The sequence below is a fragment of the Shewanella pneumatophori genome (genome assembly GCF_023283895.1).
Taxonomy (GTDB): domain Bacteria; phylum Pseudomonadota; class Gammaproteobacteria; order Enterobacterales; family Shewanellaceae; genus Shewanella; species Shewanella pneumatophori.
Genome location: NZ_JAKILB010000007.1, coordinates 122,086 through 137,630 on the forward strand (window position 1 = coordinate 122,086; position 15,545 = coordinate 137,630).

Below are 15,545 nucleotides of genomic sequence, written 5' to 3' on the forward strand. Positions count from 1 at the left end.
GGCATTTCAAAAGAATTTAAAGGACATTAAAAATGGCAGCTAAAGAAGTATTATTCGGCAATGACGCTCGCGTAAAAATGCTAGCAGGCGTAAACGTTCTAGCTAACGCAGTTAAAGTAACTCTAGGCCCAAAAGGTCGTAACGTAGTACTAGACAAGAGCTTTGGTGCTCCATTAATCACTAAAGATGGTGTGTCAGTAGCCAAAGAGATCGAACTAGAAGACAAGTTCGAAAACATGGGCGCACAAATGGTGAAAGAAGTTGCTTCTAAAGCCAACGATGCAGCCGGTGACGGTACTACAACTGCAACTGTACTTGCGCAAGCAATCGTTACAGAAGGCCTAAAAGCTGTTGCAGCTGGCATGAACCCAATGGATCTTAAGCGCGGTATCGACAAAGCGGTTGTTGCTGCTGTTGCTGAGCTTAAAAACCTATCTCAAGACTGTGCTGACACTAAAGCTATCGCTCAAGTGGGTACTATCTCTGCTAACTCTGACGAGTCAATTGGTGAAATCATCGCAACTGCGATGGAGCGCGTAGGTAAAGAAGGCGTTATCACAGTTGAAGAAGGTCAAGCACTAGAAAACGAGCTAGACGTTGTTGAAGGTATGCAGTTCGACCGCGGTTACCTATCTCCATACTTCATCAACAAGCCAGAAACTGGCACCGTTGAGCTAGACAGCCCATTCGTACTATTGGTTGATAAGAAAGTATCAAACATCCGTGAATTACTACCAATCCTTGAAGGTCTAGCTAAAACCGGTAAGCCACTGCTTATCGTTGCTGAAGACGTTGAAGGTGAAGCACTAGCAACCCTAGTTGTGAACAACATGCGCGGTATCGTTAAAGTTGCTGCTGTTAAAGCACCAGGCTTTGGTGACCGTCGTAAGGCAATGCTACAAGACATCGCTATTCTAACTGGCGGTACTGTAATTGCTGAAGAGATTGGTCTAGAGCTAGAAAAAGCGACTCTAGAAGATCTAGGTACTGCTAAGCGCGTAGTGATCACTAAAGATGACACCACCATCATCGATGGTAACGGTGAGCAAGAGCAAATTTCTGCTCGCGTAGCACAAATCAAGATCCAAGCTGAAGAATCAACTTCAGACTACGACAAAGAAAAACTTCAAGAGCGTATGGCTAAACTTGCTGGCGGCGTAGCCGTAATCAAAGTTGGCGCAGCAACTGAAGTTGAAATGAAAGAGAAAAAAGCACGTGTTGACGATGCACTACACGCAACTCGCGCAGCGGTTGAAGAAGGTGTGGTTGCAGGTGGTGGTGTTGCACTAGTACGCGTAGCAAGCAAAATTACTGATGTTGAAGTTATCAACGAAGATCAACGTCACGGTGTAACAATTGCACTACGTGCAATGGAAGCGCCACTGCGTCAAATCGCAACTAACGCTGGTGAAGAAGCATCAGTTGTTGCTAACAACGTTAAGAACGGCACTGGTAACTACGGTTACAACGCAGGTAACGACACATACGGCGACATGCTAGAGATGGGTATCCTAGACCCAACTAAAGTAACGCGTAGCGCACTACAGTTCGCTTCTTCAATCGCAGGTCTAATGATCACTACTGAGTGTATGGTAGGCGAAGTGAAGGAAGATGCACCTGATATGGGTGGCATGGGCGGAATGGGTGGTATGGGCGGTATGGGCGGCATGGGCATGTAATCTAACTGGTTAAAATCGCCTATAGCTGCGTTAGCTTGCCACTCGTTTAAGAAAGCTAAACGTCGTGGCAAGAAGCCTTGCTCTAGAACGATTTTTCCTGCGTTAAACATGTTTGCTGGTCTTAGCCTAAAAGCTTAAACCACTTCTTGTAGAAGAATAGAAAAACCCGAGACTGGAAACAGTGTCGGGTTTTTTAATACGTTAAATAGCTTACTTAGTGATAACACAAGTATTAAGAGTACTTGATTAAAAGGAATTAAAGTGAATCAGCTGCAGTACCGACTAGAACAAGAAACCCTCAAAACTAATCAAGCTATACTGGCTGCGATTGAAAATAGTCATAGATTTAGTTGGCAAGACTACATCACGTTATTGACCTCTTTGCTCACTATATTTATCGCAATAGTCGTTCCACTTTATTTATTTTTTAGGCAGCGAAAGTTTGAAGTTGAAGTACTTGAGAAGCAAAGGGTTGAATTCCGTAAAGCTGCGGTGATTCGCTTGATGCACCAAACAACTTCTATGGTGACGAGTGTTTGCAAGCCATTGCTGTTTATAGCAAACATTTCTAAAGATTTGACCAATAGTGAACAGCTAGAGATATTAAACAGCAATAATATGCAACTCGTTGAAGAGCTTACTCAGTTTGGCGAACTTGGAGCTGAATTGAGAGTTATCTTTAACGATGATAGTGAGATGGCTGATATTTATCTAGATTTTCAGCAAAAATACAATAGTGCTATAAGTAAGTCGCTGTTAGCATTTAAAGAATGCAAAACTCAAGGAAGCGAGCCCTTTTGGCAGGATAAATATGACTTTAATGAGCAGTTATCTATAGTTAGAACTTCTGGTGAAGCAATAGTATCGATCCTGCAGAAGAGATTTAAAGAAATATAATGAATAGTCTGAATATACTCAAAAACCGTGAAAAGTGGAGCTCCTGACTTAAAGCTCCTGCTGTCTAATACTGCATTTTAGGCAGTTCAAGGTGTAGGTATCTTGTTTTTTGAACTCTTGTATTTTTGCTGCATAGTGACAGGTTTGTTTCATCGGTGTTTTTTTAGTGCATTGGTTACAATGTAGTATCTATCTCTTAAGAGAGTTAGGTCGCCAAATTTTGATTTGTAATTTTTGATTGTAATCGATATTTATGGCTTGAATTTGTTCACCCCCAGCGGTAATGCTGTCTCTCACAAGAAATGCTATCACCTTTCAATCATCGAATATATGGGAGATTCCGGTTAGTCGGTTAATTCCACTATTTATTTATCGATATATTCATCTGTAGTTAGATGTATATTTATTGGATAGTTCTGATAAAAGCTGTAATTCGTTTTAAATCATGATTTCTTCATTCTAGTATTGATGATTTACTTTGTTGTTATTAATATGTTGCCACTATTCTGTTTCTATTTATGTTGTTTTAAACGGATGTTCAAAGGGAATGCAATTGATTTAATTGATAAAAAAGGATGGAAAATGATTAAGAAAGTAATAACAACAGCTTTATTTGCAGCTACTTTAACTGCTTGTAAATCAACGCCACCTGCTGATGTGTCGTTAATGGATACACCTAGTGTACGTTATAAGTTGCCATTAGATAGAGCTATTGATATTCGCTTTAATACCTACAATAGATGTGTTAATTCTGGTAGCAGTGGTTGTGGTAAATACGACAACATTAAACTTGCTCAGGGAAAAGATTCTATTCTTGTTGAAAGAAGAGTACATAATGGAATTGCAGGTTCGGGGGCCGTCTTTTCTATAGATAAAAAAACAGAACGCACAGAAAAAGCCACGATTGTTACATATCAACCAGTGAAAATGTCCTCATATCATGAAGGTCTTTTGTTTTCATTTGGTATTCCAAAACTTGATATCACAAATTACTTATCACAATCTCAGTTTAAAACTAAATTTGAAGTTGATTCTGATTATTCTTCTCAGTCGGTAAAAGCAAATTTTGACAGGTTGATGCAGAAAGCAAGTAGGGATTTTCGTATTTATGAAGAAAATACGAACTCCAAGTTAGATTTAGAAGATTATTATATGGTTGATCTTGATGGTGCCCAAGTAGTTATGCTAATTGAAACCTTTCCCTATCGAGATGGGTCTAAGGTGGTTGTAAATGCTGTTGTTCAATCAAAAGAAACAGGTTCGGGCTTAGTGGATGTTTCTGCTATTTTGAAAAGCGTAGAGGAAAAGGTTTCACAAGTAGTAAAATCATAGTTTTGTGAAATTGTTAAATTTCATAGACACCCATTATTAATGGTATATTTACAGCCCTCTTACTAAGCTTTAGCTAATGCTTAAGTAGGAGGTTGTTATGCCCCGCCCTAGAAGTACACTCATTAGCTTGGAAGACACGCCTTATTACCACTGTTGTAGCCGTGTGGTTCGGCGTGCTTTCTTATGTGGTGACGATAAATATACTGGTAAGAATTATGACCACCGCCGAGGTTGGGTTGAGGCTCAGTTACTTAAGTTAGCAGAGGTGTTTGCGATAGATGTCGCAGCCTATGCTGTGATGAGTAACCATCTACATGTAGTGCTTTATATTGACCTTGAAACGGTGAACAGTTGGTCAGATAGAGAGGTCGTTGAGCAGTGGCACAAACTGTTTAATGGTACTGATTTAACGCAGAAGTTTGCTAAAGGTGATGTAATAGATGAGTGCATGGTGGCTGCACTAAAGCACCTTATTGCGACATATCGTTCACGCCTGAGTGATATCAGCTGGTTTATGCGCTGCCTAAATGAGCCTATCGCTAGGCAAGCCAATTTCGAAGACAATTGCACAGGACATTTCTGGGAAGGGCGCTTTAAGAGCCAAGCCTTATTGGATGAAGCTGCAGTGCTGACTTGTATGGCGTATGTTGAACTTAATCCTATTCGCGCCAAGATGGCGAAGACCCCGGAAAAGTCTGATTTCACCAGCTTACAGCTTCGAGTGAACGCAGCCCTAAAAGGGAAGCAACCCACTAAGTTATTACCGTTTATTGGTAATGAGACAAAGCATCAACCAAAAGGCATTAATTTCTCGTTGCAAGATTACTTAACGCTTGTAGATGAGACTGGCCGAATCATTCGTGATGATAAACGAGGCTCTATTTCTCCTAGTGCTGAAAGGATACTGAATAGGCTTAATATTCCTAGTGAGAATTGGCTTAAGTTGACTACGGATTTTGGCAAGTTGTTTCATGGCCCCGTTGGGTCATTGCAAGAATTAACCGATTACTGTGAGCATTTAGAGAAACGACGAAGGCATTTCGCCAGCAGTTGTCAGCATCTCGGATAACCAACACTGTTAAAGCCCATCAACGAATACTATTCATAGCCACATCGTCTATGCAGACTTCTTTCGTCTAAATCTTACCATTTCCCCCTCGAACCATGGGTTTTATAGCTTCATCGCTATTTTTATCTTTTCGGTATAGAAAAAGTGAATGCTGATTACTACTAATAAGTCGCACTTATTAAGATATGTTGATAAGTTCTTGATTATCTATGGGTGGCTAAACTTTAGTTTTAGCTTTCTAGGAGGGAGATTCACTGAATCACTCTTAATTAAATCTCTATTAAGGTTATGGTGTTCAATAGCACTTTGCTAAAAAAGGCTGCTTGTTAAAGCAACCCTGCATAAGCAATATTAAGTGCTAAGCCGCCATTCTAAATGGGTTAGCCATACAATAAACGTCTTATTAGCTCTAGCAAGTAGATCATAATGAATTCTCCTTAGTTATTGGTGATTCTTTATGTTTGTGCAAAATAGAATACGCGTTAATTTTGCTGCTTTTTCAACCTAACCAAATCTGAAGGAATTTTCAAATATGCAGAGCCTAAGCAACAAAGCACAAGTAGAGCCGGAGTAAATAGGCTCTAAATCTTATCTAATCGCAATGACACCAATATCTGCCAAAGGTCTTTGTCTGCTAACCAATGCTCAGGTAGTTCATCGATAATCTATTAGTTAAATGCAATATACATAGCTAACCGGCCCAAGCTTGGTTAAAGTTTTCAATCGCTACAAACTCGATGCCCGTTGGTGAGTGGCGCATGATCTGATCGACAATATCTTTATGAAAAAACGTATGAAAACCCCAAGCGCTATCGCGAAACATCTGTCTTTTGTATAGCGGGATCTGCGCCAGCTTGTCGGTATCGATAACCAGTGTTTTCATGCCACTAATGTAGCCACGTTTAAAGCGTTTAAATACGCTCTGCTCATGGCAAATTACATCGATTTCATGGGCGAGTTGCAGCATCATGAAATCGTGTTCGCCTTGATCGAATAACTTGAGTGGGATCCAGTTGCTGCCATATAGCGGCTCAAGTGCTAGCGAATCAAACAAGCGTTGAGATATCGCAAATTCTGGCTCAAGTAGAATATCGGCAATTGCGTACTCTTGTTCTGGTTTATGAGTGGCTATAACGGGCACTGGCGCACTTGGATAGGTAAATCGAGTGCTAAATGCCGCCTCTTCAAACTCTTCTGCGACTTCATAGATTGGTGTCGGCTGGTTCTCTCTTATAAAAAAGTAATCACTCATGTTGTTAGCTTTAGCCTCCAAAATCTGAATAGCCTTCAGCTGGAATAAACTCCACGCCAGTTAACTTGAGCTTAGTCAGTTGCTCGACCACTGATTTGTGAAAAAACACCTGCTTGTACCAAGCGGGATCAATAAATATCAGCCGTTGTGCTAACTCGACTTGTTGTAATGCTTTCTGGTCGATGTGTAGCCGACGAATACCGCTAATCATCTCATCGCCGTCGTCGTCCTTGCGGTAGCGCTTGATATCGCTATTGACTCTATCTATTGCTTTTAGGTGATTGGCAACTTGTAGCATGACGAACTCATGATTGCCGTTGTGGACTAAATCAATATCTACCCAGTTAGTACCTGCAATAGCTTGCAGGTCGAGCGTGTTAAAAATGCTTTTGCGTAGCGAAAATGCTGGCATTTCAAATACGTCAGGTACGCTGCAGCCCTCTTCAGAATCATATTGGATGACTAAAGGTACCGGCGCTGCGGGAAAAGTAAATGAGTCGACAGGTACCGCATCGATATATTCATCAGCAAAAACATAACAGGCGATACCGACATTTTCTCTAGCAAAGAAGTATTCGCTCAAGACTAACTCCATGTTTTTAATAATTTAAGCGGCTATGACTTTTGGGAGGTTATCTTACTACGCAACTAGCTCGATCTAAATAAATCTCTCAACTCTGCTGTTTTAGGCTGTAGTTTGCTTGCGAACATAAAAAATCCCTACTTATTGCTAAGTAGGGATTGTTGTTTACGCTGTAAACTTACTCAGTTTAAGCGCTTTGCCTCATTGAGTTTGAGTTACTTAGCTTTAGCCGCGCAGTTAAACTCGCCGCTGTAGTCAAAGTTAAAGTGGAACTTAGTAAAGCCTTTAGTGCCAGCTTTAGTCTCTTCTACTTTCTCAGTTGAAAGGCCTGTGATGCCGTTGTCTACACAGCGGAATGCTTCATCTAAAGTTGCTGATGCAAACCAAACGCTATCAGTGGTTGGCGCGACTAGCTTGAACACTTCCGCATTCGGGAATGCTAATGATGCATCACCTTGGTGGTCAGCTAGCGAGTCTTCTAAGTAGTACTGCACTAATTCACGGTTGTTGAATGCGGCTTCTTCTTTAACAAGCACTGCTTTATCAACACCTGGCATTTTCACGTTAGATGCACGGTAGTTGTTAGTGATCACGTAGATTTCTGCGTCATCAGCAATTTCAACGCCGTTATAAGTTAGGCTGTCAATCTGCTCGTTAGTCGTTGTTTCATATTCAAAGCCATTAATGTTGATGTACTTTGACTCTTTTTCAACGTTAACTGTGTACTTAAGTAAACCTTCACCAGCTTGGTTGAAGCCACCGAAGAATACGTCAAAGTTGTAGCCTGGGAATGATTCATTTAGGAAGCGTTCATCGGTTGCTAACGGTAGGCTGTTGTACGCGTTTGAGTTAACCCATTCGATCCAGTTCTTCATATCTGAACCAGTCATTTTTAATACCGCTGGGGTGTTGTTATCAAATACATAGATATCAGCAACAGAGGCGTTAGTTAACTCACCTTCTTGAATGTTGGTGAAGTCTTGTGGACCGTTACGACCAGACTTGAACGGTGCTGAAACTGACAAGAAGATAGCGTCTTCAGCGGCGTCTTTAAATTCACCCGCCTCTTTCCACTTCATTAACTGATGCAGCTGTGCTTCGTTAACCACTTGGATAGATAGATCCGGTACCACTTGTGGGAAGAAACTGTTCATGTTCACATCGATTGCAGCAATAGGTGTAGACATGTAATCAATCGTGCCTTGGTGCTCATCGGCCACTAAGTCTTCGATGATTTTGTCAGAGCTATTTGGTACGAGTGAGCGTAGCTCTGAAGTTGATTTGGTATGATCAACGCTCCAGCTTTCGCCGTTATCTTTAGTTGTTAGTGTTAGGTCAATCACACCTAGCTTAGCGCCCCAGAAACCAGGCATAACGGCAGGGATACCATTGATTAAACCAAGCTCTGCATCAACACCTTCGATTTCGCCGTATTCACCTGTGGTATTTGGGAATTCACGGTGATCGTGACCAAACATGATGGCATCGATGTCATCAACATAGGCAAGGTGTAATGTAGCGTTTTCGGCAAACTCATTGTCATTGTCGTTTAGACCTGAGTGAGGAATAGCCACAATAATATCTGCGCCTTTAGCTTTCATCTTAGGCACATAGTATTCAGCTGTTTTCTTAATGTCAGATACCATCACATTACATTTTAGTAATGATGCATCCCAGCCCATAATGTTTGGTGGAGTAAAGCCGATAACACCCACTTTAACGATATAAGATTCACCGTTGCTGCTCTTAAATTCACGATCTAAGATCACGTATGGATTATATTTATGTTCCGCTGTTTCATAGAACTCTTCAGTAATGCGCACTTCACACTCTTCTGCTGCATTGCTTACTTTTTCTAGCGAGTCATCCACTTTCCATACGTTAGCGCTTACATATGGGAAGTCAGAGCCTTTTAGTGATTCATCTAGGTAATCTAGGCCATAGTTAAACTCATGGTTACCTAAGTTCGCCGCGTCGTACTGCAATTCGTTCATTGCTTTATAAACAGGGTGAGTATTGTCTTTAACGTGCTCAGTACCCAGTGACGCCATATAGTCGCCCATTGGACTACCTTGGATTAAGTCACCGTTATCAAACAGCATGCTGTTTTCTACTTCGTCACGAGTCGCAGCGATAACCAATGATGTACGTGCTAAGCCCCATTCAGGTAATGTTGTTTCATTAACTTCTTGGCTAACAAAGTAGTTGTATGGCATCACGTTGGTGTGGATATCAGTGGTTTCCATTAGACGTACGCTAATAGTACTGTCGTTGACATTGTTGTTATCGTCATCAGAACTATTACAACCTACCAATGCTGCAGCAATGCTTGAAACAAGCAGAAGCTTTTTAGTACTCAATTTCATATTTACTCCCATAATCATTTTTTATTTTTAATTAAAATTAATACCAGCACTTAAGGTTTTATAGGGGACTTAAGTGATGTCGGAAATATTGCTAGTTGTTCTTGATACTATTAAATTCGCGGCTAAATTAATTAAAATTAATGAGGAAGTAAAGTGAACAATATATGTCAGTTGGAAACTGTTAATAATACTTTTTAATACTTATGTTGGTGGTCGTAGAGGTTTAAGTAATAAAGTTAAAAATATACGGTATGTGGAACGATAAAAAACTACCAAAGATAACTCCCCCGCACTTTAATAACCTTGAACTCTGCGATTTAATTACAGGTTAGTAGTTTTTTTTTGCATTTTTCAGTGATTTTTTGCGGTGTTTGGTAACAGATGTTGCAAATGTTTCAGTGGGTAATTGCTTGGGATTATGTATACAAAAGAATGGGATAGTTCTTTGTGTAGAACGCTTTGGGGTGACTTGTGTTTATTTTTATTAAAAACAATATCTTGATTGGATACACTGGTTGTGTTTTTTGCGGGCTGTTGTAATTTTGAGGATGTTTATATTTCTATGGATTATATTTTGGCCATTAGTTGAATGGCAGGTTTACTCATTATGTACCTTGGATATGCCAAATGATCAAAATAATTCAAATCTGATTAAAAAATTAAATTTATTTATGCCTTGTCAAGAATTTGTTTTTGGTAATAATAATTTTGATGAATTGAAATAAGATCTACTTTTTAACCTTTTTAGTTAAAAATTAAACTAAATGCAACATGGGTAAACTTACTCATTTAAAGGTTTAGCTTATCTAGATGAACATTTGTTGAAAGTCATTAGGTTGAAATTAAGTTGTTTCGCATATTTTGGTAGGAAGGTTAATTTCTACAGCTAAGCATGCTACGGCGGTTATTGTCGCTTGGCCTGACAGCTCTAGCTAGTTGCTCATACAGTTATTTTGGCGATTATTTATCGCGTTGCACGTTTAGCGTATATCTCGGTCTAGTGATTATTTATCCTTGTAATACTGCAATGCCAATAATCGCATTAAATGCTTGAATTGAATCTTAAACTGAAATAATTCACTAATATCTAATGTTGGCTAATACTTTCATGTTAGTTGTGTTGATTTTATTCCTACTTTCGTATGTGTTAAAATATCGCCCCTTTTACGGCCTCAACCTTTACAAAGTTGCTATAAGTCTTTGCAATAGCCGAGGAAAACTCACCGACTCAGGGTGAAATTCACTGCCGAAACTGTAGACGAATTTGATGCTGACGACGAAAAAAGTGAACACTACATGTCGAATTTGACACAATCTGTCGATCGTAAATCAACGGATGAAAATTATCTTGCGGCTCATCCACCAGAGCGCAGCGATCCATCTAACTTAAACGCCTTTGCCAGCCCTGTGCTCTGGTTAAGTGGCGGCTTTCTCGTTCTATTTGTTCTACTTGCTGTATTCGATACTTCCGCTCTGTCCAACGTGATTCAAGTTGGATTCTCAAAAGTGACCCTATGGTTTGGCCCGTTTTGGCAGGTTTTACTGCTGGCTAACTTTGTTATTGGTCTCTACTTAGCCTTTGCCAGAACTGGCGATGTTATTTTAGGTAATCGTGCCACGCCAGAAATGGATACCTTTAAATGGTTGGCGATTATTCTCTGTACCTTATTAGCCGGCGGTGGCGTATTTTGGGCCGCTGCTGAACCGATTGCACACTTTGTCTCTTCACCACCATTTTATGGTGAAGCAGAAGGTCGCCATTTGGCAATCAATGCATTATCACAGTCATTCCTGCACTGGGGCTTTTTAGCTTGGGCGATATTAGGCACCTTGGCGGCAATCGTATTGATGCACCTGCACTATGATAAAGGCTTGCCATTACAACCTCGTACCTTACTGTACCCAATATTTGGTGATAGAGCGCTGAATGGCTGGATTGGTACGTTGACTGATACCTTCTGTATTATTGCGGTGGCCGCTGGAACCATCGGCCCTATTGGCTTTCTTGGTTTACAAATTAGTTACGCACTCAACGCTTTGTTTGGCGTGCAAGACACCTTGATGACCCAGAGTTTAGTGGTGGTGTTTGCGATTGCCATGTATACCTTGTCGGCATTAAGTGGCTTAAGCCGTGGTATCCAGATAATTAGTCGCTATAACATTATTTTAGCTGCGGCCTTGATTATCTTCATTCTGCTATTTGGTCCAACGAGCTTCATTGTTGATGGCTATATGCAAGGCATGGCGAGAATGGTAAATAACTTTGTGCCTATGTCGCTCTATCGCGGTGACGCTGACTGGTTAAGTTGGTGGACGGTATTTTTCTGGGGCTGGTTTTTAGGTTATGGCCCTATGATGGCTATCTTTATTGCGCGTATTTCGCGTGGCCGTAGCATTCGTCAACTGATCTTGTCGATCTCTTTGGTTGCACCCTTGATAACTTGTTTCTGGTTTAGCGTGGTGGGGGGATCAGGGCTTGCTTTTGAGCTGACCAATCCTGGCGTAATGGCCGATGCATTTGAAGGCTTTAACTTACCAGGGGTGTTGTTAGCTATTACTTCGCAGCTACCTATGCCGACTCTGATTGCGATACTGTTTTTGATCTTAACTACCACCTTTATTGTTACCACGGGTGACTCGATGACTTACACCATTAGTGTGGTTGTCAGCGGCTCGACAGAGCCAAGTGGCGCGATGCGTGCATTTTGGGGCGTATTGATGGGCTTAGTGGCTATCGCTTTGATTGCGATGGGAGCAGGCGGCATTTCTGCCTTGCAGTCGTTTATTGTGATAACAGCTGTGCCGGTGTCGTTTGTGTTGCTACCAACCCTGTGGCATGCCCCGAAAATGGCTAAATTAATGGCGGAGCAGCAGTTTGGTAAGCTCGCGCATAATACTGCGCAGGTAAAGTCATCTCGCTAATTTGGTGTTAACGACTTTTGCTGAACTTTCTTGGTGCCTGCTTGCTGATGTAGCTTAGAACTACTCAGATTTGAATCTTAAGCCCCTTTACTTAATTGTATTGGGGCTTTTTTATGATCACATCTCTTCCGTTACTGTGCACATACCAGTAAAGGCTGATTGGTCGGCTACCTGAACCGTTGCAAGCAATTCGTGATCAGCCAGTGGGTATTGGCCATAGGCGATATAGGTTGGAGTTTCGCTGATGTCTTGGCCATCAACACCATCGATACGGTAGATGTTGCTCATAACTGGTGATTTGTAGCTGCCATCAATTTTTACTAGAGATTCGTTTGAACGAAGGATCTCAATATTCTTCATTACCACATCATCACTGCCTTTGACCTTGCAAATTAGATCACCAGCTTGTGCTACGCCGCTCAATGCTGCAATGCTAATGGTTGAACCGATTAATAGTTTACTCAATGTATTCATTCAATTTAGCCTCATTAATTGTGCACCCAAACAAGATTTGTTATCTCGCATTAAGTCGAATGCCTGATTTCATTTCTAATAGCGGTATTTTAAATGCTTATTTTGTGCGAGTAATGAGTATGAGCGCACAGGGCTAAGAATAGTTCCCCTTGATAAGCTGTCAATTTGCTAGATTTCGCTGTTGATTTAATAAATGAGACTTGGGTGCATCTTTGTCGGTCGACAATGGGATCTTGCTGGCTAATTAACTATTCTGAGCAGCTTAGGCTGAAGCTGGCGTGAAGCTTACATGGATTAGTATAAGCTTCACTTTGTGGTTGAAGCGTTATTTAGCCATTGCTCTAACGGCTTTTGCATACGCCATTAGGTCGAACTCGCTTAGGTGTTCAGCCGCGTCTGTTGAGTTGTACTCGACGACTCTCTCATTCAGGTATTGCCAAATGTCCTCTATATTTTCAGCTATTTCTGCTAATGGCAATTTAGCACCTTTGGCGACTAGCTTAGAGAGTGCCTCTAGGTGCGTTGGCCCAAAATTGTTTTCCAATATCACATATTGCCAATTGATATCTGCTAATGCAGTTTCATTTGGAAGGTAGTCTTTAGCAATATGTGGGTGTGAATCTAACATCTGAGGCGCAATGGCAAACACCGCTGCAAAGAGTGAGCCGAAGTCTGCTACGCAGCTGTTGTCGTTGACGCTGCAGTTTAAGTCCGCACCTTTAGCGAGTATGTTGCTGACTATTTGCTGATTTCTATTTTCAAGTTCGATTTCATCGGCTTCATGGCTGAGTATCGCCGCGCAGGTTGTGGTTAATGCTTGTGGAGAAAACCTTTGATAATGGCCGGTTAAAAAATCATATAGTTGATATTCTGGGTCGTCATTGCCATCGTACACATGTTCTAAAAAGTCGTTCTGATCTAATTCGCAGCCAAGTTCTACCAAGCGCTTTATCATAGGCAAGAAAAAGTCGTTGCTAATCTGATAAACCATGTCATAGCAAGGCCCCACAGGTGCATCGGCAATGGTTAGGCTACCGTCCCTTGGGTAACGCTCAAGAATACTGAATAGTGCAGCTGTTTTGCCGCTCCACTCTTGTTCGTTCCAGTCGTGCATATGCTGTTCTTTGGCGTAATATAACTGCAGGAAAATATCCTCATCACTGAACACTCCAGCACCTCTGAGCTTATCTATGATGGCGATGCCTTGCTCATCCTCATAGATACAGTCGAAATGATTTGCGGCGTCATTGGCTTTTAGCCATTCGAAATCGTTAGCTGCTATGTACTGCATTAGTTCATTCTTTCCACGAATGGGCATTGTGACTCCAATATTTACGATTGTGCTCAGAGAATTAGCTTGTGTGACAGTTTATATAAGTCTGATATTTAGACCTAGTTGTTAGTCAGTATTTTTACAATGGAGTGGTTATGCCAGCAGTTATTAGTTTTTGTCAGCTTAGTGAGCGTTTATTTATTGCTTTGATGGTTAGTGTTGCCCTTATTGGCTGCAGCAGTCAGCCTACGCAAGATAATACTACTGTTAATACTCGAGAGCTATTCGACCCTTGGTGTAACTATGCGGCAGATGGATTAGCTGAGCAAATTAGCCAAAAATGTATCGATAATGCCGCCGCGGGCGATGTTGATGCGCTAACCAATTTAGCTTATCTCTATGCCAAAGGCATATTGGTTGAGCAAGATTTTGTGCGAGCCATGGTGTATTACCGTAAGGCAGCGCATCAAGGCATGCCCGAAGCACAATACTCACTTGCTGAAATGTATCGTGGAGGTCGAGTCGGCAAGCCAAATTATGAGTTGGCGCGTTATTGGTATCAGCAGTTGGCCAGCCAAGCTGTTGACCCGCAATATCCTAGGCATCAAGTCGATGCTCAATTTATGCTGGGTTTGATGCATTTTCAAGGCTTAGGTGATGTAGTTGATTTAAAGGCGGCACAGCATTGGTTAACGCTCAGCAGCAATAATGGCCACAGCGAAGCGCCATATGTATTAGGTAAGATCTATCTAGAGCACTATCACCAGCCTGCTCAGGCATTTAAATGGTACCAAGTAAGTGCGGAGCGTGAGTTTGCGCCCGCAATGCACCAAATTGGCATGATGTATATTGATGGCACATTTGGGAAGGTCGATGCAGTGAAAGCTGAAACTTGGCTTGAGCGCGCAGCGAGCTTAGGCTTGGCTGAAGCCCAAGTTGATTTAGCCACCAGTGAATATAACGGTATGAATGGCGAGGCGGATTTTATCAAAATCTATGTTTGGTTAGATGCGGCGGCTGGTCAAGGTAATGCCATGGCTAAGCAACGGCTCGAATTTATTGCTGCTAAACTGAATCCACAACAATTAGTTAAAGCGCAGGCATTGAGTAAACAATGCAGTACGAGTCAATTTAAGCAGTGTAACCTTTAGGTTAGATAAGGCTTGTGATGTTAAATTAGTGAGTACATCTAGTACTCACTGATCGAGATTTAGATACTCGTGCCAACAGCCTTACATGCCCATCCAGGACCAACATAAGTTTGTTGGCAGTATTGAATACTAATATTTTTGACGCCAGGGTATTGTGCTTTTAGCGAACTAATTGCGTTATTGCTTGCATTTGCTTTTGAATAACCATAAGTGAGGTTGCTATACACCGTTGTTCCGGCAAATGCGGAACTTGCAATTAGCAGGGACGATACAAAAATGGTGGAGATGAATGATTTTGAAGATTTCATTTGTATTAAATCCTTTAATTTGATTAGTTAGATAAATCTACCTATATAACTAAAGGTACTCCTTTACCCTTTAGAGGTTAATATTTATACATCTTATGACAACGCTGTCAAACCTGTTTGAGAAATAATTTCGTTAACTAACTCGGCAATTAACTGATGATTTTAATCTAGGCCTCAGGTTGGCTAATTATGATGAGCCGATTTGTTGTCTATTTTTTGTGGTTTAAATAAGGATTTAT

At 41.2% G+C, this 15,545-nt stretch carries 12 protein-coding genes; 6 read left to right on the plus strand and 6 right to left on the minus strand.

The genetic code is table 11. The annotated features are described in order from the left end of the window. Positions 1–32 precede the first annotated feature (32 nt). From groL to L2740_RS12615, 4 genes are all read left to right on the plus strand, one after another. Complete coding sequence (groL, locus tag L2740_RS12600; protein ID WP_248950535.1) at positions 33–1,679, plus strand: chaperonin GroEL; 1,647 nt, start codon at positions 33–35, stop codon at positions 1,677–1,679. 261 nt (positions 1,680–1,940) lie between these two features. Continuing rightward, on the plus strand, positions 1,941–2,576 hold the full coding sequence (locus tag L2740_RS12605; protein ID WP_248950536.1) for a hypothetical protein: 636 nt from the start codon (positions 1,941–1,943) through the stop codon (positions 2,574–2,576). A 582-nt stretch (positions 2,577–3,158) separates the two neighbouring features. Further along, entirely contained in the window at positions 3,159–3,908 is a 750-nt protein-coding gene (locus tag L2740_RS12610) for a hypothetical protein (protein WP_248950537.1), read from the plus strand. A 97-nt stretch (positions 3,909–4,005) separates the two neighbouring features. Further along, complete coding sequence (locus tag L2740_RS12615; RefSeq protein ID WP_248950538.1) at positions 4,006–4,977, plus strand: transposase; 972 nt, start codon at positions 4,006–4,008, stop codon at positions 4,975–4,977. A 691-nt stretch (positions 4,978–5,668) separates the two neighbouring features. Here the strand turns inward: L2740_RS12615 and L2740_RS12620 are convergent. The 3 genes from L2740_RS12620 to L2740_RS12630 form a co-directional block, all read right to left on the minus strand. After that, entirely contained in the window at positions 5,669–6,229 is a 561-nt protein-coding gene (locus L2740_RS12620) for a hypothetical protein (protein WP_248950539.1), read from the minus strand. Positions 6,230–6,239: 10 nt separating this feature from the next. After that, the gene (locus L2740_RS12625; protein ID WP_248950540.1) at positions 6,240–6,812 is read right to left on the minus strand and encodes a hypothetical protein; all 573 of its coding nucleotides are present in this window, start codon (positions 6,810–6,812) and stop codon (positions 6,240–6,242) included. A 215-nt stretch (positions 6,813–7,027) separates the two neighbouring features. Next, positions 7,028–9,178: a bifunctional 2',3'-cyclic-nucleotide 2'-phosphodiesterase/3'-nucleotidase gene (locus tag L2740_RS12630; protein ID WP_248950541.1), complete on the minus strand. Its 2,151-nt coding sequence runs from the start codon at positions 9,176–9,178 to the stop codon at positions 7,028–7,030. A 1,296-nt stretch (positions 9,179–10,474) separates the two neighbouring features. Here L2740_RS12630 and L2740_RS12635 point away from each other — a divergent pair. Next, positions 10,475–12,100: a BCCT family transporter gene (locus L2740_RS12635; RefSeq protein WP_248950542.1), complete on the plus strand. Its 1,626-nt coding sequence runs from the start codon at positions 10,475–10,477 to the stop codon at positions 12,098–12,100. Between the two features lie 117 nt (positions 12,101–12,217). On the opposite strand, the gene L2740_RS12640 is transcribed toward L2740_RS12635, so the two are convergent. Beyond that, complete coding sequence (locus L2740_RS12640) at positions 12,218–12,574, minus strand: hypothetical protein (RefSeq protein WP_248950543.1); 357 nt, start codon at positions 12,572–12,574, stop codon at positions 12,218–12,220. 325 nt (positions 12,575–12,899) lie between these two features. Further along, a complete protein-coding gene (locus L2740_RS12645) occupies positions 12,900–13,892 on the minus strand; it encodes a hypothetical protein (RefSeq protein WP_248950544.1) in 993 nt (330 codons plus the stop codon). 110 nt (positions 13,893–14,002) lie between these two features. Here L2740_RS12645 and L2740_RS12650 point away from each other — a divergent pair, with 110 nt between their 5' ends. Next, positions 14,003–14,998, plus strand: coding sequence for a tetratricopeptide repeat protein (locus L2740_RS12650; RefSeq protein ID WP_248950545.1), 996 nt, complete (start codon positions 14,003–14,005; stop codon positions 14,996–14,998). A 59-nt stretch (positions 14,999–15,057) separates the two neighbouring features. Here the strand turns inward: L2740_RS12650 and L2740_RS12655 are convergent, their stop codons facing one another. Further along, positions 15,058–15,306: a hypothetical protein gene (locus tag L2740_RS12655; protein WP_248950546.1), complete on the minus strand. Its 249-nt coding sequence runs from the start codon at positions 15,304–15,306 to the stop codon at positions 15,058–15,060. Positions 15,307–15,545: the final 239 nt, after the last annotated feature.

Coding starts and splice junctions, on each gene's coding strand:
- L2740_RS12635 (WP_248950542.1), top strand. CDS start 10,475: ATGTCGAATTTGACACAATCTGTCGATCGTAAATCAACGGATGAAAAT.
- L2740_RS12630 (WP_248950541.1), bottom strand. CDS start 9,178: ATGAAATTGAGTACTAAAAAGCTTCTGCTTGTTTCAAGCATTGCTGCA.
- L2740_RS12615 (WP_248950538.1), top strand. CDS start 4,006: ATGCCCCGCCCTAGAAGTACACTCATTAGCTTGGAAGACACGCCTTAT.
- L2740_RS12620 (WP_248950539.1), bottom strand. CDS start 6,229: ATGAGTGATTACTTTTTTATAAGAGAGAACCAGCCGACACCAATCTAT.
- L2740_RS12650 (WP_248950545.1), top strand. CDS start 14,003: ATGCCAGCAGTTATTAGTTTTTGTCAGCTTAGTGAGCGTTTATTTATT.
- L2740_RS12655 (WP_248950546.1), bottom strand. CDS start 15,306: ATGAAATCTTCAAAATCATTCATCTCCACCATTTTTGTATCGTCCCTG.
- L2740_RS12640 (WP_248950543.1), bottom strand. CDS start 12,574: ATGAATACATTGAGTAAACTATTAATCGGTTCAACCATTAGCATTGCA.
- L2740_RS12645 (WP_248950544.1), bottom strand. CDS start 13,892: ATGCCCATTCGTGGAAAGAATGAACTAATGCAGTACATAGCAGCTAAC.
- groL (WP_248950535.1), top strand. CDS start 33: ATGGCAGCTAAAGAAGTATTATTCGGCAATGACGCTCGCGTAAAAATG.
- L2740_RS12610 (WP_248950537.1), top strand. CDS start 3,159: ATGATTAAGAAAGTAATAACAACAGCTTTATTTGCAGCTACTTTAACT.